Annotated in this window: 15 protein-coding genes; 11 read left to right on the plus strand and 4 right to left on the minus strand. The window is 62.7% G+C overall.

The genetic code is table 11. The features are described 5' to 3' along the window. Positions 1-10 precede the first annotated feature (10 nt). Genes AADV58_RS07760 through AADV58_RS07805 form a run of 10 tightly spaced genes read left to right on the plus strand, consistent with a single transcriptional unit; the run spans position 11 to position 14,638 of the window. Entirely contained in the window at positions 11-1,291 is a 1,281-nt protein-coding gene (locus tag AADV58_RS07760; protein ID WP_341744477.1) for a methyl-accepting chemotaxis protein, read from the plus strand. A gap of 10 nt (positions 1,292-1,301) precedes the next feature. Beyond that, a complete protein-coding gene (locus AADV58_RS07765) occupies positions 1,302-1,607 on the plus strand; it encodes an STAS domain-containing protein (RefSeq protein ID WP_341744478.1) in 306 nt (101 codons plus the stop codon). Between the two features lie 11 nt (positions 1,608-1,618). Next, on the plus strand, positions 1,619-3,823 hold the full coding sequence (locus AADV58_RS07770; protein WP_341744479.1) for a chemotaxis protein CheA: 2,205 nt from the start codon (positions 1,619-1,621) through the stop codon (positions 3,821-3,823). Between the two features lie 39 nt (positions 3,824-3,862). After that, a complete protein-coding gene (locus AADV58_RS07775; RefSeq protein ID WP_341744480.1) occupies positions 3,863-6,310 on the plus strand; it encodes a methyl-accepting chemotaxis protein in 2,448 nt (815 codons plus the stop codon). Positions 6,311-6,324: 14 nt separating this feature from the next. Beyond that, on the plus strand, positions 6,325-6,876 hold the full coding sequence (locus tag AADV58_RS07780) for a chemotaxis protein CheW (RefSeq protein WP_028995920.1): 552 nt from the start codon (positions 6,325-6,327) through the stop codon (positions 6,874-6,876). A gap of 19 nt (positions 6,877-6,895) precedes the next feature. Beyond that, positions 6,896-9,364 (plus strand): HAMP domain-containing methyl-accepting chemotaxis protein, encoded by a 2,469-nt coding sequence (locus AADV58_RS07785; RefSeq protein WP_341744481.1) that lies wholly within the window; start codon positions 6,896-6,898, stop codon positions 9,362-9,364. A 57-nt stretch (positions 9,365-9,421) separates the two neighbouring features. Next, positions 9,422-12,139: a nitrate- and nitrite sensing domain-containing protein gene (locus tag AADV58_RS07790; RefSeq protein ID WP_341744482.1), complete on the plus strand. Its 2,718-nt coding sequence runs from the start codon at positions 9,422-9,424 to the stop codon at positions 12,137-12,139. Next, on the plus strand, positions 12,136-12,738 hold the full coding sequence (locus AADV58_RS07795) for a chemotaxis protein CheD (protein WP_028995918.1): 603 nt from the start codon (positions 12,136-12,138) through the stop codon (positions 12,736-12,738). Before AADV58_RS07790 ends, AADV58_RS07795 begins: the two co-directional genes overlap by 4 nt. Then, positions 12,738-13,547 (plus strand): CheR family methyltransferase, encoded by an 810-nt coding sequence (locus AADV58_RS07800; RefSeq protein WP_028995917.1) that lies wholly within the window; start codon positions 12,738-12,740, stop codon positions 13,545-13,547. The genes AADV58_RS07795 and AADV58_RS07800 overlap by 1 nt, the downstream gene beginning before the upstream one ends. A 5-nt stretch (positions 13,548-13,552) precedes the next feature. After that, positions 13,553-14,638, plus strand: coding sequence for a protein-glutamate methylesterase/protein-glutamine glutaminase (locus AADV58_RS07805; protein ID WP_028995916.1), 1,086 nt, complete (start codon positions 13,553-13,555; stop codon positions 14,636-14,638). On the opposite strand, the gene rarD is transcribed toward AADV58_RS07805, so the two are convergent. Then, entirely contained in the window at positions 14,635-15,516 is an 882-nt protein-coding gene (gene rarD / locus AADV58_RS07810) for an EamA family transporter RarD (protein ID WP_028995915.1), read from the minus strand. The genes AADV58_RS07805 and rarD overlap by 4 nt on opposite strands. 2 nt (positions 15,517-15,518) lie before the next feature. Further along, positions 15,519-16,211: a DUF599 domain-containing protein gene (locus tag AADV58_RS07815; protein ID WP_028995914.1), complete on the minus strand. Its 693-nt coding sequence runs from the start codon at positions 16,209-16,211 to the stop codon at positions 15,519-15,521. A 178-nt stretch (positions 16,212-16,389) separates the two neighbouring features. Here AADV58_RS07815 and AADV58_RS07820 point away from each other — a divergent pair, with 178 nt between their 5' ends. Continuing rightward, positions 16,390-17,682: a PAS domain-containing protein gene (locus AADV58_RS07820; protein WP_051295506.1), complete on the plus strand. Its 1,293-nt coding sequence runs from the start codon at positions 16,390-16,392 to the stop codon at positions 17,680-17,682. 8 nt (positions 17,683-17,690) lie between these two features. Here AADV58_RS07820 and pbpC read toward each other — a convergent pair whose 3' ends face one another. Together pbpC and AADV58_RS07830 are read right to left on the minus strand one after the other, a co-directional pair. Beyond that, positions 17,691-19,928, minus strand: a complete 2,238-nt coding sequence (pbpC, locus tag AADV58_RS07825; RefSeq protein WP_341744539.1) for a penicillin-binding protein 1C — start codon at positions 19,926-19,928, stop codon at positions 17,691-17,693. After that, complete coding sequence (locus AADV58_RS07830; RefSeq protein ID WP_341744483.1) at positions 19,853-20,422, minus strand: DUF1415 domain-containing protein; 570 nt, start codon at positions 20,420-20,422, stop codon at positions 19,853-19,855. The genes pbpC and AADV58_RS07830 overlap by 76 nt, the downstream gene beginning before the upstream one ends. Between the last annotated feature and the right edge of the window lie 63 nt (positions 20,423-20,485).

Genomic DNA, 20,485 nt, shown 5'->3' on the forward strand with positions numbered 1-20,485 from the left:
GGTCATTGACATGCCGATCGATAACCTGAAACGTCGGGGCTTGATCGTTGCGCTCCTGGTGGCGGCAGTTGCCTTCGTCGTGGTCTACCTACTCAACGAATGGTTTCACGAGATCTTGCTGCCCGGCCTGGGATTCAGCAATCCGCTGGGCGATGCCGTTGGTTCTGTCTTCCTGGTGCTGGCGGCTTACCTGGCGCAACGCCTGGTCTCCCTGGCGGTGTACCGCGATGCGATGCTGGGGATGACGACGCAGCAGGAGGAAATCGTCGGCAAGATCAGCAATGTCGAGACGGTCAGCGAGGAAGTCGCCCGGGAACTGGCCGGTGTGCGTAATTTCAACGAAGTGTTGCGCAAGCAACTGGACGGCATCGTTGCTGCTACCGAAAAAGCCGCTTACGACATCACCGAGCGTTTGCAGGCGATCGATTCGGTGGTGACCACCCTCGATAACTTTGTCGCCGAAACGGCCACGACATCCAGCGAACTGGCGAGTCACTCAGAAGAAGATATCCAGGGCAATCGTGCGCTGATCGAGAAAATGGATTCCTATATCCGCAAGCGCATCGAGGAAGCTCAACTCGATCAGCAGCGCATCGAACAGATCGTGACCGAGGCCCAGGGCCTGGGTACGCTGGTGCGGCTGGTCAAGGATATTTCCAGCCAGACCAATCTGCTGGCGCTCAACGCGGCCATCGAAGCCGCGCGTGCCGGCGAAGCCGGGCGTGGTTTTGCCGTTGTTGCCGACGAGGTGCGCAAGCTGTCGACCGAGACCGATGTTGCGGTCAACAAGATCAACGAGGGGATCAACGGGGTTGCCAGTTCGATCCGCACCCAGTTCCAGGACAAGCTTGCGCATTCCAACGTTGAAGGCGAGCGTGCGGCCCTGACCGAATTTTCCGCGCAGCTTGGCAGCCTGGGTGAGGGTTACCAGACCCTGCTCGATCATGATCTCAATGTTCTGCGGACGGTTCGCGAGGCCAGCGGGGAACTGGCCCGGATGTTCATGGATGTGCTGGCCTGCGTTCAGTTCCAGGACATCACCCGGCAGCAGATCGAAATCGTATCCAACGCCCTGCGCAAGCTCGACGAGCATGCCGATACCCTGGCCCGGCGCATTCGCGATGCAGAAGGCGAAACTTTCGAATATGTGCCGCTGGCCGAGCATCTGGACGACTTGTACGGAAAGTACGTGATGGATGCCCAGCGGGTCAGTCATCAGGAAGCCTTGCATCAGTCGCCCAGCGCGAATGCCAAGGCAGCCGGCGGGTCGGCAAAGATCGAACTGTTCTGACGGAGGTCGTATGGGGAGCAACAACCGTTTGGTCATTGTCGAAGACATGACCATCTACAACGCGCTCGACCAGAAAAAGCGGCTGGTGGCCGCGCTGGATGGTGCGGATGGCCTGGAACTGGATCTTTCGCAGGTTGCCGAAATCGATTCGGCAGGTTTGCAGTTGTTGATTCTGACCAAGCGCGAAGCCGCTCGACTGGGCAAGCAGATGTCCATCGTTGCGCATAGTCCGGCGGTTCGCCAGACGCTCGACTTCTGCAATCTCGCCGCTTTTTTTGGTGACCCGGTTGTCATTACCGCGCATGAGCAGCATTAAGGAGCAGACTCGTGGATGAACTGACCAGCGTATTCATTCAGGAAGGTCGGGAGCAGTTGCAGGCCATGGAGAGTGGCTTGCTCGAACTGGAACAGCAACCGGACAACCAGGACAACATCAACGGCATCTTCCGCGCCGCCCATACCGTCAAAGGGGCGTCAGGTGTCATCGAATGCCACTTCATCGAAGGCTTCATGCACAAGGTGGAGAATGTGCTCGATCGCCTGCGCAATGGTGATATTCAGGTTTCCAGCGATCTGACCGGTTTGCTGCTGCGCTGTTGCGACCATCTTGGGCGCCTGATGGATGTGCTCGAGTTGGGGGCGCCGGAGCCCGAGGCCGAGGTCAAGGCCGCTGGCGATGCCTTGCTCGAGGAGTTGGTTGCCTATACGGCGCCGGCAGCGCCGGTTTCCGGCGGCAGCGTGGTCGAAGCTGAGGCCGATGTCGAAGCCTCCGGTGGGGGCGTGGTCAATACCGACAGTTGGCACATTTCGGTGCGCTTCGGTCCGCACATGCTGCGCGGTGGCATGGACCCCTTGTCGTTTATCCGTTTCCTTGCTTCGCTGGGCGAGATACTGGCACTGGAGACTGTTCCGGACGCGATGCCGGAAGCTGCGGAGATGGATCCCGAATCCTGCTATCTGGGTTTCGAGATCCGTCTGCAGACGCGCGCCTCGAAAGCCGAGATCGAACGTGTCTTCGACTTCTGCCGCGATGATTGCGAATTACGCATCCTGCCGCCGAACAGCAAGCTTGCCGAATATCTCAAACTGATCAAGGAGCTTCCCGAGGACGACATGCGCCTGGGAGAGATCCTGTTGCGCTGCGGCGCACTGACCCAGGGCGAGCTCGACGACGCACTATCCTCACAGCAACAAGGACGTCTGCCCGACGTGGTGGCAGGGAGGAGCAGCGAAGTGCCGCCGATAGGCGAGATTCTTGTCGATCACAAGGTGGTACACAAGGAAGTGATCGATGCTGCGATCAACAAGCAAAGTCAGGTCTCCGAGAAGAAAGCGGTTGAGGCTCGTCTGATCCGGGTGCAGGCGGATAAGCTCGATCAGTTGATCGATCTGGTCGGCGAGTTGGTCATCGCCGGCGCCTCGGCCAATTTGCTGGCGCAGCGCAGCGGTCAGAGCGAGCTGGTCGAATCTACGTCCATCTTGTCGCGCCTGGTCGAAAACATCCGCGACTCGGCGCTGCAACTGCGCATGGTCCAGATCGGCGAGACCTTCAACCGCTTCAACCGCGTCGTCCGCGATGCCTCGCGCGAACTGGGCAAGGAAATCGATCTGGTCATCACCGGCGCCGAAACCGAGCTCGACAAATCGGTCGTCGAGAAGATCGGTGATCCGCTGATGCATCTGGTGCGCAATTCCATGGACCACGGGATCGAGAAACCGGATGTGCGCGAGGCCCGGGGCAAATCGCGCCACGGTCGTCTTGAACTCAACGCCTATCACGATTCGGGCAGCATCGTCATCGAGGTGGTCGACGACGGCGGTGGTCTGCCACGCGACAAGATCCTGCAGAAAGCCATCGACAAGGGGCTGGTCCAGCCGACCCAGCAACTGAGCGATCAGGAAATCGTCAACCTGATCTGGGAACCGGGGTTCTCGACTGCCGAGCAGGTCACCAACATCTCCGGTCGCGGTGTTGGCATGGATGTGGTACGCCGCAATATCCAGGGGCTGCGCGGCAGTTGTGAAGTGAGTTCGAGCGAAGGCGTCGGGACGACCTTCACCATCCGTCTGCCGCTGACGCTGGCGATCATCGACGGCTTCCTGGTTGGTGTCGGCAAATCCGCCTACGTCATTCCGCTCGACATGGTCATCGAATGCATCGAATTGACCGAAACGTCGGCAGACCGCGATTTCCTCAATCTGCGCGGCGAGGTCCTGCCTTTCGTTCGCTTGCGTGACATGTTCGAGATCGGCGGCGACCGGCCGGCGCGCGAGAACATCGTTGTCGTCCAGTTTGCCGGCCAGAAGGCGGGGATCGTCGTCGATCAGTTGATGGGCGAATTCCAGACCGTGATCAAGCCCTTGTCCACCATCTTCCGCCATCTGCGCGGTATTGGTGGATCCACTATCCTGGGAACTGGGGAAGTTGCCCTGATCCTCGATGTCCAGGCGCTGGTCCAGCGCAACGTGCGTCAGGAAGAGCGTGACATGAATGCCAATAATGCCTTGCCCCGCTCGACAGCGGCCAATTAACCCCTTCAGTTTTCGTCAGGTTCGATTCAGGAGTTCTTCATGTTGAACAATCTTAAAATCGGTGTCCGGCTCGGGATCGGCTTCACGGTCACCCTGGTCTTGTTGATTGCCATTGCGGTGATTGGCTACAGCCGTCTCGTTGCGCTCGAGATGCAGGTCCAGGATCTGGTTCAGGATAAATATCCGAAAACGGTTCAGGCCAACGACGTCATTGATGCTCTCAACGTGGTGGCACGGGTGGTCCGCAATGCTGCGCTGGCCGCTTCCAAGGAGGAGGCCGCCCGTGAGCTAGACCGGATTCCCGAGCAAAGCAGGATCATCACGGAGCGACTCGAACAACTGAACAAGACGGCAACCAGCGAGACGGATCGGGAAATCCTGAAGACCGTCGCTACGGTTCGTGCCGCCTACGTGGGTGAATTACAGAAACTCTCGGGCTTCCTGCGTGCAGGGCAGCGTGACGAAGGTGTCGCGGTCCTGACCAGCACCATGCGCAAGGCGCAGGCGGACTACATCGGCGCCCTGCAGGAGCTGATCAAATACCAGTCGAACATGGTCGAACAGACTGGTCGCGAGGCAACCGAACTGGCACAGAGTGGCGAAAACCTGATGCTGACGCTGGCGGTCATCGCCGCCTTGCTGACCGCGATCTTCGGTTTCGTCATCACGCGCAGCATCACCCGTCCGGTCGGCGAAGCGGTGGTGATCGCCGACAAGATCGCCGCCGGCGACCTGTCGATGAAGATCGATGCCAGCGCCAAGGATGAGGTCGGCCAGGTACTGCGTTCGCTGGACAAGGCGGTGACCGCCGTGCGCAACATGAGCGCTGAAGCCGGCCGTCTGGCCCAGGCGGCTGTCGATGGCAAGCTGGCAACGCGCGCCGACGCCAGCCAGTACCAAGGCGAGTACCAGCGAATCGTGGTCGGCGTGAACAACACGCTCGATGCCGTGATCGGCCCGCTCAACGTGGCGGCGAAGTATGTCGACGATATTTCCCGCGGTGCGATTCCGGCCAAGATCACCGACAGCTACAACGGTGACTTCAATGTCATCAAGAACAACCTGAATACCTGTATCGACGCCATCAATGCCCTGGTGGCCGATGCGGCGATGCTGTCGCAGGCCGCTGTTGAAGGCAAGCTGTCGACGCGTGCCGATGCCAGCCGGCATCAAGGTGATTTCCAGCGCGTGGTCAAGGGCGTGAACGACACCCTGGATTCGGTCATCGGGCCGCTCAACGTCGCGGCGCATTATGTGGACCGTATCTCCAAGGGCGACATCCCGGATTGCATCACCGATTCGTACAACGGTGATTTCAATACCATCAAGAACAACCTGAATACCTGTATCGAGGCGGTCAACAAGCTGGTCGCCGACGCCAACATGCTGTCGGCGGCAGCCGTCGCCGGCAAGCTGGAAACACGTGCCGACGCCAGCCAGCACGAGGGCGATTTCCGAAAGATCGTTCAGGGCGTCAACGACACGCTGGACGCCGTGGTTTCGCCGATCCAGGATGTGCAGCGCGTGATGGCAGCGATGGAGCAGGGTGACATGACGCAGACGATCACCAAGCCTTATCAGGGTGACTTCGCCACGCTGAAGGACGCGCTCAATAACACCATTGCCCGTCTGTCCGAAACCATCGGCCAGATCATCACCGCGGCCGATGCCTTGTCCAACGCCTCGGGTCAGGTCTCGGCCACCGCCCAGTCCTTGTCCCAGTCGTCGTCGGAGCAGGCTGCGTCGGTCGAGGAAACGACGGCCAGCCTGGAACAGATGACGGCTTCGGTGTCCCAGAATACGGAAAACGCCAAGGTCACCGACAACATGGCGACCAAGTCGGCCAAGGAAGCGGTCGAGGGCGGCGACGCGGTTGGCAAGACGGTCGATGCGATGAAGTCGATTGCCGACAAGATCGGCATCATCGACGACATCGCCTACCAGACCAACCTGCTGGCGCTGAACGCAGCGATCGAGGCGGCGCGTGCCGGCGAGCACGGCAAGGGCTTTGCCGTGGTGGCGGCGGAAGTGCGCAAGCTGGCCGAGCGTTCACAGGTCGCGGCACAGGAAATCGGCGAACTGGCCGGTTCCAGCGTCAAGATGGCCGAGCGGGCGGGCAGCCTGTTGCAGGAAATGGTGCCGAGCATCCAGAAGACGTCGGATCTGGTCCAGGAAATTGCCTCGGCCTCGCAGGAGCAGTCCAGCGGTGTCGCCCAGATCAACAACGCCATGGGACAACTGAACAAGGCGACCCAGCAGAATGCTTCGGCGTCTGAGGAACTGGCGGCAACCGCTGAGGAACTGGGCGGTCAGGCCGGCCAGTTGCAGCAGTTGATGGGCTTCTTTACCGTCGAACAGGGCACGGTCGGTTTCTCCCGCAAATCCGCTTACAGCGCACCGGTTGCTCGCAGCGTCAGCGCCCCGCGCAGTGCGCCGACGCGCACGGTGACGGCGGTTCTGGACGAGTCCGATTTCGAGAAATTTTGATTTAGGGGGCCATCATGGGACAAGTTGTCCAGAGCGCTGGAAAATCCGGAAAATCGGTGGCCGAACTGGCCGCCGACAGCGCACCGCAGCAGTACCTGACCTTCACGCTGGGCGGCGAGATGTTTGCCGTCGCCATCCTCAACGTCAAGGAAATCATCGAATACGGCACGGTCACCGAAATTCCGATGATGCCGGGCTTCATCCGCGGGGTGATCAACCTGCGCGGCGCGGTGGTGCCGGTCATCGATCTGTCCTGCCGGTTTGGCGGGAAATCGTCGCAGGTGGCGCGGCGGACCTGCATCGTCATCGTCGAGCTTGAACAGGACGATCAGAAACACGATATCGGCGTGATGGTCGATGCCGTTTCGGAAGTGCTGGAAATTCCGCGTTCCGATATCGAGCCGCCGCCGAGCTTCGGCGCCAAGATCCGTACCGATTTCATTTCCGGGATGGGCAAGGTCGGCGGCAAGTTCGTCATCATCCTCGACGTGGCCCGCGTGCTCTCGGTCGAGGAAATTGCCATGCTGACCCAGATCGGCGAAAGCAGCGCCAGCGAAGCGGCCTGAGTCAAAGAGGGAGGGCATCATGCTGAATAACATGAAGGTGGGTTCGCGCCTGGTCATCCTGCTGACCATCATTCTTGGTTTCCTGTTCGTGATTTCCTTTGCCGCCTTGCGTGGCCTCGAGACATCGCGGCAGGACCTGCAGGTTACCAACGAAGAAAAACTCAAGCCGACCCGGCTCGCCGGCCGCTTGCAGCGGATGGTCGCCGATACCCGAATCCAGAGTCTGCTGACCTTGCAGCACGATCCAAAGTCCGAGTTCGTCAAGCTGCACGATCATCCGACTACCATGCACATCGAAACGATAGGCAAGGCGCGGGCGCAGTTGATCGAAGCCTTGGCGGAAATCAAGCAACACAGCATGGGTGACGAGGAGCGCCAACTGCTGGCGAATGTCGAGTCGGCTGCCAATGTCTACCTGACGGAAGCCCTTGATCCGACGGTCCGCCTGTTGCAGGCCGGTGACTTCTATCAGGCCAATGTGCTGCTGTTGCAGCAAATGAATCCCAAGGCAGCACAGTTCCAGGAAGCCATTGCCAAGCTCAATAATTTTTACAATGACAGCGCCAGAATACTCTACGAGCAGGCTTCGGCGCAGGGGGAGCGGGCACGCTCTCTGACCTTGACCCTCGGTGCGGCAGCCATCCTGCTGGCCATTGTGCTGGGCTGGCTGATCATCCGCAGTATTACCCGGCCACTTGGCGAGGTGGTGCAGGCTGCGCACAAGATGGCGGTTGGTGACCTCAACTTCAAGCTGGCCAGTGAGGACAGGAACGAGGTCGCCGAGGTGGTTCGTGCCGTGGCATCGGTACAGCGTGCTGTGCAGGAAATGGTGCAGGATACGCGCCGCCTGGGCGAAGCGGCGGTTGCCGGCGAACTGTCGGTACGGGCCGATGCGCAAAAGCATCACGGCGAATACCGGGCCATTGTCGATGGCATCAATCACACGCTGGATGCGGTGATCGGACCCCTGAACGTGGCCGCCAGTTATGTGGACCGTATCTCGAAGGGGGATATCCCGCCGGCAATTACGGACAGCTACAACGGCGATTTCAATGCCATCAAGAACAATCTGAATACCTGCATCGCGGCCGTCAACCGGCTGGTTGCCGATGCGCGGACGCTTTCCGTCGCCGCTGTCGAAGGGCGGCTGTCGACCCGGGCCGATGCCACCCGTCACCAGGGCGATTTCCGCAAGATCGTCGAGGGTGTCAACGATACCCTGGATGCGGTGATCGGCCCCCTGAACGTGGCCGCCAACTACGTCGACCGCATTTCCAAGGGCGATATCCCGGCCAGGATCACCGACAGCTACAACGGCGATTTCAACAACATCAAGAACAACCTGAACACCTGCATCGAGGCGGTCAACAAACTGATTGCCGATGCCAACATGCTGTCGGCGGCGGCCGTCGCCGGCAAGCTCGATACGCGCGCCGATGCCGGCCAGCACCAGGGCGATTTCCGTCGTATCGTCGAAGGAGTCAACGCCACGCTGGACGCGGTGGTGACGCCGATTCAGGATGTCCAGCGCGTGCTGGCCGCGATGGAAAAGGGCGACATGACCCAGAGCATCAGCGCGTCCTACAACGGCGATTTCGACGTGCTCAAGCAGGCGCTCAACAACACGATTGCCCGCCTGTCGGAAACGGTGGCCCAGATCATCACTGCTGCCGACGCCCTGTCGAATGCCGCCGGCCAGGTTTCGGCAACAGCGCAGTCGCTGTCGCAATCCTCTTCCGAGCAGGCCGCTTCGGTCGAGGAAACCACGGCCTCGCTGGAGCAGATGACGGCATCGGTCGAACAGAACACCGAAAACGCCAAGGTCACCGACAACATGGCGACCAAGTCGGCCAGTGAAGCGGTCGAGGGCGGCGACGCGGTCGGCAAGACGGTCGAGGCGATGAAGTCGATTGCCGACAAGATCGGCATCATCGACGACATCGCCTACCAGACCAACCTGCTGGCGCTGAATGCGGCCATCGAGGCGGCACGCGCCGGCGAGCATGGCAAGGGTTTTGCCGTGGTGGCGGCGGAAGTGCGCAAGCTGGCCGAACGCAGCCAGGTGGCGGCGCAGGAAATCGGTCAGCTGGCCGGTTCCAGCGTCAAGATGGCCGAGCGGGCGGGCAACCTGCTGCAGGAAATGGTGCCGAGCATCCAGAAGACTTCTGATCTGGTCCAGGAAATCGCTTCGTCATCGCAGGAGCAGTCAGTCGGCGTCGCCCAGATCAACAACGCCATGGGGCAGTTGAACAAGGCGACCCAGCAGAATGCTTCGGCGTCCGAGGAACTGGCGGCAACCGCCGAGGAACTGGGCGGCCAGGCCGGCCAGTTGCAGGAATTGATGAGTTTCTTCTCGGTGCAGCCGGGACGTTCGCCATCGCCTGCCAGAAACCCGGCAGCGACTGCGTCCAGACGCCCTGTCGCGGCGACGGCGAGTGCGCGGCGCGCGGTCGCGGTGCTCGACGAGGCCGATTTCGAAAAGTTCTGACCCCGGGTACCGGCGACGGTACCCGAAACAAACATAAAAATAACGCGGAGAGACAACATGGCCTTTCAGATCAGCCGATTGCATTCATTGAAGACCCAGCTGTTCACGGTTTTCTGGGCATTGACCGCGGCGCTGCTGTACTACGCCATTTCGGCCATCCTCAGCGACTGGCAGCAGTTGAAGTCGCTCGACGATGTAGCCGATGCGCAGAAGATCGCCATCACCAGTGGCAGCCTGGCCCACGAACTGCAGAAGGAGCGCGGGTTGTCGGCTGGTTTCCTGTCCTCGCGCGGCGAGCGTTTCCGCGATACCTTGACCAGTCAACGCCAGTTGAGCGATCTCGTGTTCAAGGAATTCGAGACCCTGCAGGCCGAAATCGACGTTGCGCGCCTGGGCGACAGTGTCCGCGGCAAGCTTGACGCCAGCCTGAAGGCCATGAAGCAACTTGCCGAGACGCGGCGGGCGATCGACGGTCTGCAGATGCAGCCGCCGGCGTCGTTTGTCTATTACTCGAACACCATCGATCAGTTGCTCGACATGGTCACCGAGAGTGGCAAGATCAGCGACCAGGACATCACCAGCAAGGCGCTGACCGCGCTCGATCTGTTCCTGCGCGCCAAGGAAAACGCCGGGCGCGAGCGGGCCACGGTCAATGGCATCCTCACTGCCAACGCGCCGGTTGCCTTGCCCCAGTTCCGGACCCTGGCCAGCGTGGTGGCGGCGCAGGGCGCCTACGTCAAGCAGTTCCTCTCGGTGGCCGACCCGGCCCGTGTCGATGAGCTTTCCGGACTGCTGGCCGGGCCAGTAAACGGCGAGGTCGAGCAGATCCGCCAGCGGGTTTTCGACAAGGTCAACGAAGGCGGTTTCGAGGTCGAGCCGGCCCATTGGTTCAAGATCATTACCGACAAGATCGACGCCATGAAGGTGGTCGAGGATCATCTGGTCGGCGACCTGAGCGCCAAGGTCGAAGCTTTGCGCGCCGCGGCGCGCTGGTCGCTGGGCATGGGGGTCGCGGTCGTCCTGGTCGGTGTGTTGTTCAACATCCTCTTCCTCTGGGTGATGATCCGTCTGGTGCGTGGTCTGGGCTCGGCGCAAGGCAGTGTCAGCCGTCTGGCGGCCGGCGATTTCTCGCGCCAGATCGAGGTCGACCGCAAGGACGAACTCGGTGCCGTCCAGGCGTCGCTGGCGGAAATCCAGCAGGTGCTGATCAGCATGGACCACGACGCCCAGGCCCTGGTCGCTGCCGCCCTGCAGGGCGATCTGTCGGTGCGTGCCGATGCCTCGCGGCATCCGGGTGAGTACGCCAGCATCATCGCCGGCATCAACCAGACCCTGGATGCGGTCATCGGGCCGCTCAACGTCGCCGCCAACTATGTTGACCGGATTTCCAAGGGCGACATTCCGCCGCCGATCACCGACCCCTATCACGGTGATTTCAACGTCATCAAGAACAACCTGAACACCTGCGTCGAGGCGGTCAACAAGCTGGTCGCCGACGCTGCCATGCTGAGTACGGCAGCGATCGAGGGCAAGCTGTCGACGCGCGCCGACGCCAGCCGTCATGCCGGGGATTTCAAGCGCATCGTCGACGGCGTGAACCGCACGCTCGACGCTGTGATCGGGCCGCTCAACGTCGCTGCCAGCTACGTGGACCGGATTGCCCGTGGCGATATTCCGCCGCGCATCACCGATAACTACAACGGCGATTTCAACACGCTGAAGAACAACCTGAACACCTGTATCGCTGCGGTCAACAAACTGGTCGACGATGCCAACATGCTGTCGGCCGCTGCGGTCGCTGGCAAGCTGGCGACGCGCGCCGACGCCGGCCTGCACCAGGGCGACTTCCGCAGGATTGTCGAAGGCGTCAATGCAACCCTGGATGCCGTCGTGACGCCGATCCAGGATGTCCAGCGGGTGCTGGCGGCGATGGAGCGGGGCGACATGAGCCCGCGCATCACCGAGGCCTACCAGGGCGATTTCGCTACCCTGCAGACGGCCCTGAACAACACGCTGAACAAGCTTTCCGACACCATTGCCCAGATCATCGTCGCCGCTGACGCCTTGTCCAATGCCGCCGGCCAGGTCTCGGCAACGGCCCAGTCGTTGAGCCAGGCATCGTCCGAGCAGGCGGCTTCGGTCGAGGAAACTACGGCCTCACTGGAGCAGATGACCGCATCGGTCACCCAGAACACTGACAATGCCAAGGTCACCGACGGCATTGCCACGCGCGCGGCGACCGAGGCTGGCGACGGTGGCGAGGCGGTCAACCGGACCGTCGAGGCGATGAAGTCGATTGCCGGCAAGATCGGCATCATCGACGACATCGCCTACCAGACCAACCTGCTGGCGCTGAATGCGGCGATTGAGGCGGCCCGCGCCGGCGAGCACGGCAAGGGCTTTGCCGTGGTCGCGGCGGAAGTGCGCAAGCTGGCCGAACGCAGCCAGGTGGCGGCGCAGGAAATTGGTCAATTGGCCGGTTCGTCGGTCAAGATGGCGGAAAGCGCCGGCCAGTTGCTCGAAGCCATGGTGCCGAACATCCAGAAGACCTCGGATCTGGTCCAGGAGATTGCCTCGGCCAGCCAGGAGCAATCGTCGGGCGTGGCCCAGATCAACCAGGCCATGGGCCAGTTGAACAAGGCGACCCAGCAGAATGCTTCGGCCTCGGAAGAACTGGCCGCCACGGCCGAGGAACTGGGCGGGCAGGCCGGGCAACTGCAGGAATTGATGGACTTCTTCACCGTCGAGCAAGGGCGCGGGCAAGGACGTCGATGACCGATTACAGCAGTCTGAGCACCCGGGATATCGAACGTCTGTCGCGCAGCATCCGGCCCGGCGAGTGGGCGGTCGAGCGCGAGCGGCCGATTTCCACGCTGCTCGGCTCCTGTGTGGCGGTCTGCCTGTTTGATCCGGTACTGCCGATTGCCGGGATGAATCACTTCATGCTGCCGCAGATGAAGCGCGGCGCGCACGCCGACGAAGATGTACTGCTGGCTGGCGACGCCTGCATGGAAGCCCTGCTCAACGGCATGCTGCAGCGCGGTGCGGCCAAGCACCGCATGCAGGCCAAGGCCTTCGGCGGCGGTGCGGTGATCGACACCACGGTTCAGGGGGCGCCGGCGGTGGGCAAGCGCAACGCCGATTTTGCCCATGAATGGCTGGACCGCGAAGGCATTCCGCTGGTGGCTTCCGACTTCCTCGGTCCGTGGTCGCGCAAGATCCTGCTGGTTCCGGCTACCGGCGACGCTTACTGCAAGCGGGTCACGTCCAGCCTGGTCAGCCAGGAATCCCTGCGTCGCGAGGAACAGGCCTACGCCGAATCCCTGCTCAACAAGCCGGCGCAGCCTGCCGGCAAGAAAATCGAGTTGTTCTGATGAGCGAATCCGCAATCACCGATCAGGAATTCGGGCTGTTCCAGCGCCTGATCTACAAGCTTGCCGGCATCAGCCTGTCCGACGCCAAGAAGGTGCTGCTCGTCGGTCGTCTGCAGAAACGCCTGCGCTACTATCAACTGGATAACTTCAGCCAGTATTACCGCATGCTCGCTACCGGCGAACATCCGGAAGAACTGCAGACCATGGTCGATCTGCTGACCACCAACGAAACCTATTTCTTCCGCGAACCCAAACATTTCGACTTCCTGCGCGAAGAAATCCTCGCCAACCGGCGCAGCCCGTCGACCTTCCGGGTTTGGAGCGCAGCCAGTTCGACCGGCGAGGAGGCCTACACCCTGGCCATGCTGCTGGCCGAGAACCTGAAGGATGCGCCCTGGGAGATCGTCGGCTCGGACATCAGCACGCAGGTGCTGGAGAAGGCTCGGCGCGGGCATTATCCGATCGAGCGTAACGAGGGCATTCCGCCGGCTCTGCTCGGCAAGTACTGCCTCAAGGGGGTGCGCAGCCAGGCCGGCACCTTCCTGATCTCGCCGACCCTGCGCAGCCGCTGCACTTTTCACCACATCAACCTGACCCAGGAAATCACCGCCGACATCGGCCGTTTCGACGTGATCTTCCTGCGCAACGTGATGATCTATTTCGACATGGAAACCAAGCGCAAGGTGGTGGGCAATCTTCTGCCGCGCCTGCAGCCGGGTGGGTATTTCATCATTGGTCATTCGGAAACGCTGAACGGCATTTCCTGCGGACTGACCCAGGTTCGTCCGACCATTTACCAAAAAGACTGACGGACATGGCAGGAAACATCAAGGTAATGATCGTCGACGACTCGGCGCTGGTGCGCCAGGTCATTTCCCAGGCACTTTCGCGGGAGCCGGGCATCGAGGTGGTTGCCACCGCGTCCGACCCGGTGTTTGCCGTGGACAAGCTGCGGGCCTGCTGGCCGGATGTGCTGATCGTCGATATCGAGATGCCGCGCATGGATGGCATCTCCTTCCTGCGCAAGATCATGACCGAGCGGCCGACGCCGGTGATCATCTGCTCGTCGCTGGCCGAAAGCGGCGCCCAGGCGACTTTCGACGCCATGGCGGCCGGCGCGGTGACCATCATCACCAAGCCCAAGGCCGGTCTCAAGGCTTTTCTCGAAGATTCATCCAACGACATCGTCCAGGCGGTGCGTACCGCCGCCAAGGCCAACCTGCGCGCGCTGCCGCGCAGCGGTACGGCGGCACCGCTGAATCGCCCGAAACTGACCGCCGACGCCGTCCTGGCTTCCGGCACGCCGACCGCCATGGCGCGCACCACCGACCAGTTGATCGCCATCGGCACCTCGACCGGCGGCACCCAGGCCCTGGAGGCCATCCTGACACGCCTGCCGGCGACCTGCCTGGGCATCGTCATCGTCCAGCACATGCCCGAGAAATTCACCGCCATGTTCGCCGAACGCCTGAACAGCATCTGCGAGATCGAAGTGCGCGAAGCGCGCGACGGCGACCGGGTCATGCCCGGTCGGGCGCTGATCGCCCCCGGCGGCCGGCACATGATGCTCAAGCGTAGCGGTGCGCAATACCTGGTCGAGGTGGTCGACGGGCCACTGGTCAATCGCCACAAGCCGTCGGTCGATGTGCTGTTCCGTTCGGTCGCCAAATTTGCCGGTGCCAACGCGCTGGGCATCATCCTGACCGGCATGGGCGACGACGGTGCCCGCGGACTCAAGGAAATGCACGATGCCGGCGCCCACACCATCGCCCAGGACGAAGCCAGTTGCGTGGTCTTCGGCATGCCCCGCGAGGCCATCAAGCTGGGCGCGGCCGATCAGGTGATGCCGCTGGACAGCGTCCCGGAAGCGATGATGGGCTACACCCGGGCCAACCGCTAGGCGCCCTGGCGTTTCTGCCACATGCTCCAGCTGAACACCAGCAGGCCTAGCCAGATCAGCGCGAAACTGAGCAGTTTTCCGGTCTGCAGCGGTTCGCCGAAAATGTAGATGGCGGTCAGGAACTGCATGGTCGGGTTGATGTACATCAGCATGCCGACGGTGGCCAGGTTCAGGCGTTGGGTGGCGGCGGCGAAGGCGATCAGCGGCAGGGCGGTGAGGATGCCGGCGCCGATCAGCCAGAGCGTGGTCGAGGGCGTATCCAGGACGAACACCGTATGCCCGCTGTTGGCCTGCCAGATCGCGTAGGCGAAACACAGCGGCAGCATGACCAGGGTTTCCAGCCACAGGCCGGGCAGGGCATCGACCGGCACCTGCTTGCGCACCAGGCCGTAAGTGCCGAAGGTGCCGGCCAGGAACAGCGATACCCAGGGCAGACCGCCGAGGGTGACGATTTCATTGACCAGACCGGCGACGGCCAGGCCGATGGCCAGCCATTCCTTGCCGTTGAGCCGTTCCTTGAGCACCAGCAGGCCGAGCAGCACGTTGACGATGGGCGTCAGGAAATAACCCAGGCTCGACTCGACCACTTGCTGGTTGCCGACCGCCCACAGGAAAACCAGCCAGTTGCTGCCGACCAGCAGTGCCGCCAGGCTGAGCATGGCGATCTGGCGCGGCTTGCCGAAAATCTGCCGGACCTTGTGCCATTGGCGGCTGAGCATCAGCAGCAGGGCGACGAAGACGCAGGCCCACAAGGCGCGGTTGGCGAGGATGTCCATCGGCGCGACATGATTGAGCTGATGGAAGTACAGCGGGAAAAATCCCCAGATACCATAGGCGAGCAGGCCGAAGCCGACGCCGGCCAGTGCGTTCTTCTGCATGGTCAGGCTTTGCCGCGCAGGACGTCGAGGGCGGCCGAGCGATAGTCGCGGCGATACAGCACGACACACACCAGCAGGGCAGCGAGCGCCAGGATCAGCGGATGGAACAGCCAGCCGGCAGCGGCCAGGCCGAAATAATAGGCCCGGATGCCGCGGTTGAAATCGTCGCCGGCCAGGTTGTTGGCACCGGCGACCTGCCGGGCGTAGGCGTCGATGGCCGGGTCGCCGGTCGCCCCGGTTGGCGCGGCGCCGACGAGGATGGACAGCAGGTTGAACTGGCGCAGCGACCAGGTGAACTTGAAGTAGGCGAAGACGAAACTGCCGAGTACCAGGATCAGCTTGATCTCCAGCAATTCGCGGCTGCCCGGCCCGGCGAAGGGCAGGTCGGCCGCCACGCCGAGCAGCGTGTCGGCGGCGCCGAGGGCGGCGAACAGGCCGGCGATGATGTAAATGGTGGTGTTGGCGTAGAACGAGACGCTGGTCATCAGGTTGCCGATCAGCGTCGAGTCGGTCACCCGGACATCGCGTTCGAGCATGCGGTAAGCCCATTCCAGCCGGTAGCGCTGGCTGGTCCGGATCAGCCCGCCGGCACCGCGCACGCTGTGTTCCGAAAACCAGGCGTAGCCGGCCCAACTGGCAAAAAACACGGTCAGTGCCAGCCAGTCGATGGCGGAGAGATGGGGAAATGCATGCATGGCGGAAGTTTGCCACAAGCTCGTCATCGGCAGGCTTAGGGATTTTCCCCGGCCATGCTTGGCGCGAGGCAATTTAGCACAACAATGTGTCAAAATTATGTCAAATAACAAAAATATTGATATTTGCATTGTTTTGATTTAATGTATTTGACGATTATGTAACTTATGAGGTGTCGCCTTGGTCATCGTCAGCCCCCGTTTCAACCCGCCGGAGTTTGTGCCGGAAGTGCTTGATTCCCTGTTGCAGGGGAGTCCGGTGGCGACATTCGTGATCGACGGGCAACATCGCGTCACCCACTGGAATCGCGCCTGCGAACTGGTGACCGGTATTCCGGCAGCTGAAATCATCGGTAGCAGCGATCACTGGCGTGGCTTTTACGCGGCGCCGCGCCCCATACTCGCTGATTACATCGTTGCCGGCGAGATCGAGCAGGCCATGCGCAACTACGAGGCCGGGCACTGCAAGGCTTCCGAGGTGGTTGTCGGGGCTTACGAAGCCGAGGGTTTCTTTCCTTCGCTCGGAGAACGGGGCTGCTGGCTGTACTTCACCGCCGCTCCCGTGCTCGGCCCGGGGGGGGAAGTCATCGGCGCCATCGAGACCCTGCAGAACATCACTGCCCGCAAGCTTGCCGAACAGGCCTTGCTCGACCAGAACAGCGCACTGGAAGCCGCCGTCGCCGAAAGAACCCGGGCGCTTGAGCAGAACAATGCCGAACTGCGCGCGCTGCTGCAGGAGCGTTGCGAACTGCAGGAGCAGGTCGGATCGGCCAGCAGCACGGCGTTTTCGGCAATGAGCAGCATGGGCGAGATGGGCGTGCTGTTGCAGGCACTGCAGCGCTTCAACAGTTGCCAGCAGGCTGGAGAACTGGCGCAACTGGTGCTCGATACGCTGGTTTCATATGAGCTCGTCGGCGCAGTGGAACTGCGCCTGCCCGGGCAGGCGGTTCGGATGTTTCCCGATTCAGGTGGCCTCGAAGCCGCCACCTTCGCCAACTTGCGCGACATGGGGCGGATCGTCGGCTTCCATAGCCGGATGATTGTCAATTACCCCTGTCTCTCTATCCTGGTCAGCAACATGCCGCGGGACGACGAACGGGCAGGGCGGATCCGGGATAATTTGGCCATCCTGGCCGAGGCGGCCGATGCCCGGGTGCGGGCACTGGATGCGGAACTGCGTCGGCAACAGGGAGAGGCGGCGATCAGTGGCAGTCTGGCGGGGATCAACAAGCTGCTCGCGGCCATCGAAGGGCGGCAGAAACAGTCGATGGCCGAAACCCGGATGGCTATCCATCGCCTGGGGGAAACGCTGGAAAAACGTTTTGTCCATCTCGGCCTGACCGAGCAACAGGAGCGTTATCTGCTGGAAACCGTGCGCGATGGACTGGATGGCCTGATCGATGCCCAGGACGGGCAACTCGACATTCAGTCAGAACTATCCGCCATCATCCACCGTCTGACCGACGCGGTCTGACCTGGGGATCAGCGGGGTTTGCCGCGCAAGGCACGGACCTCGAAGCGGTTGCTGTCGACCAGCGTGCCGCGACCATCGTGCAGGCTCAGGCGGTGCCTGCCCGGTTGTGGCAGCCAGCGCTCCCTGGTACCGGCGGGCAGCGGCTGGTCGTTGATGCGCCATTGGCCGCCCTTGGGCATGGGGCCGGAGAGGCGCAGCAGGATGCGTTGGCGGGCGGGCGGAATGTCCGGGTCGAGGGCGATCACCGTGCCGTCGGCCGGATAGACGATGCGGGTCAACGCCTGGCCGGCGGCGGCGCGGACGACCGGCTGTTCAGTACCCTGGATGAACCACTCGCGGCGGGGCGGTTCGAGCGCCGGTTCGAAGCGGATGGTCAGCCCGACGACGCCGGCGGGGGCTGTCGGCGGCGGGGTATGCGCAGCGCGCTGCAGGCGGTCCATGACCTCGCGCCACACCGGGGCCGCGCCGGAAATACCGGAGACGTCGTGCATCGGGCTGCCAGAGGCGTTGCCGACCCAGACGCCGACGGTGTAACGGGGTGAGAAGCCGACACACCAGTTGTCGCGCATGTCCTTGCTGGTGCCGGTCTTGACCGCCGACCAGTAGGGCGTCGTCAGCCAGGATTCTAGGCCGAAGGTGCCGGCGCGGGCGGCGCGGTCGGCGAGGATGTCGGCAACGAGAAAGGCTGCGGCCGGGGTGTCGACGGTATGCGGCTTGCCGTCGAAAACGCCCTCGCAGCCGCCCTGGCGGCAGGGCGCCGGTGCCGGCTGGCGGGCCGGGACGGCACGCAGCGGCGTCCATTTGCCGGCGTTGGCCAGGGTCCGGTAGGCGTTGGCCAGCATCAGCAGCGAGATGTCGGCCGAGCCGAGGGCCAGGCTGTAGCCGTACCAGTCGCCGTCTTCCTTGAGGCTGGCGAAGCCGTGCGTCTTCAGGCGCTGGTGAAAGCTGTCGGCGCCGACGCGGACCAGCGTCTGCACCGCCGGGATGTTCAGCGAACCGGCCAGCGCCGGCCGGGCCGACACCCAGCCACGGTAGCCGGGATCGTAGTTCTGCGGTGTGTACAGGCCGTTGCCGGTGTCCAGGCTCAGCGGTGCATCGTCGATCAGCGAAGCCGGCGTCAGCAGGCGGCGTTCGAAAGCCTGGGCGTAGAGAAAGGGCTTCAGCGTCGATCCGGCCTGACGCAGCGCTGTCGCGCCATCGACTTCGGCGGCGCCGGACAGGTCGCCACTGGAGCCGACCCAGGCGAGGATCTCGCCGCTGGCGTTGTCGATGACGATGACCGCGCCGTCCTCGGCGTTCTGGCGGCTGAGCGCCGACAGGTGGCGGCGCAGGCTGTCGACGGCAAAGGCCTGCAAATCGGCGTCGAGGCTGCTGCGCCGGTCGCGGCCGGGTTCGGCGAGTAGTTTGCGGGCGAGGTGCGGCGCCAGTTGCGGCGCTTCCGGGCGTAAATCGCGCAGGTTGTGGTTGAGCGCCTGGAAGGTGAAGGCTTCCAGGCCACGGCATTCGTCGGCGCGCTGCAGTTCGGTGAGCAGCGCGCAGGCGCGCCGGGCGACGGTATCCGGCGTGGCGTTGGGTGCGCGCAGCAGGACGGCGGCAATGGCCGATTCGCGGTCGTCGAGGCCGTGCGGCCATTTGCCGAACAAGGCCCGGCTCATCGCCGCGACGCCCTGTAGTTCGCCGCGAAAACTGACCAGGTTGAGGTAAGCCTCGACGATGCGGCCCTTACTCCAGCTCCGCTCCAGACGCAGGGCGGCGGCTGACTGGCCGATCTTGGCGAGAAAGCTGCGCTGGCCGCGTCTTTGCCCGTCTTCTTCGATCAGCCCGGCCAGCTGCATGGTCAATGTGCTGGCGCCACGGGTGCGGCTGCCGCGCAGGTTGCTCCAGGCGGCGCTGCCGGCGGCCAGCCAGTCGACGCCGCCGTGTTCCATGAAGCGCTTGTCTTCGGCGGCGATCACCGCGCGCAGCAGGGCCGGCGAGATGTCGGCGAGCGGCGTCCACGCCAGTCGGCGCACCTGCATGTCGACGCGCAGGCTGTGCAGCGGTCGGCCGTCGCGCGCGAGCAGCGTCGCTTCCGAGGGTCGGTAGGCGGCACGGACTTCGTCGAACGACGGTAGCGCGACTGCCGGCAGCGGCGCCAGCAGCGTGCAGATCAGCAGGAGGGTGCGGCGGATCAGCGGGTCCAGAGTTTTTTCCAGCCGTCGTGGCCGAGGCGCTGCATGGTCTCGATGTTGCGCTCGTAGATCGATTCGGCGTCGGGGAAAGCCGCCACCGCGCGGTCGATGCTGCTTTCACGGAGCAGGTGCAGTGTCGGATAGGGCGAGCGGTTGGTGAAATTGGCGATGTCGTCGGGGTCGCTGCCGGCGAATTCGTATTGCGGGTGCAGGCTGGCGATCTGGAACACGCCTTCGTAGTCGAGATTGCGCAGCAGCGCGTCGGCTTCGGCGAGGAAGAAGTGGTAGTCGAGAAAATCGGTCATCGCCAGCGGGTGGATCAGCAGCGTGGTGTCGAGCTCGGCTGCCGGCGTCGTCGCGAGCAGGGCGAATTCGTGTTCCAGTTCGGCGAGCAATTCGTCGGCATTACTGGCTGCACTCAGCGCGTAGCGCACCTGTTTCTTGACGACCACGCTTTTGGCGAACGGACAGAGGTTGAGGCCGATGACGGCACGTTCGAGCCAGGTGCGGGTGGCGTCGATGATCGCTTCGCCATCGCTGGTGGTATAGGGGTGCAGCAGGTCAGACATGCGGATTGGTTTCGTGAGGGTGTCGGACATTCTAGCGCCGGGGGCCAACAATGTCGCACATCC

Origin of the sequence: Azonexus hydrophilus, assembly GCF_038368255.1 — a bacterium.
GTDB lineage: Bacteria > Pseudomonadota > Gammaproteobacteria > Burkholderiales > Rhodocyclaceae > Azonexus > Azonexus hydrophilus.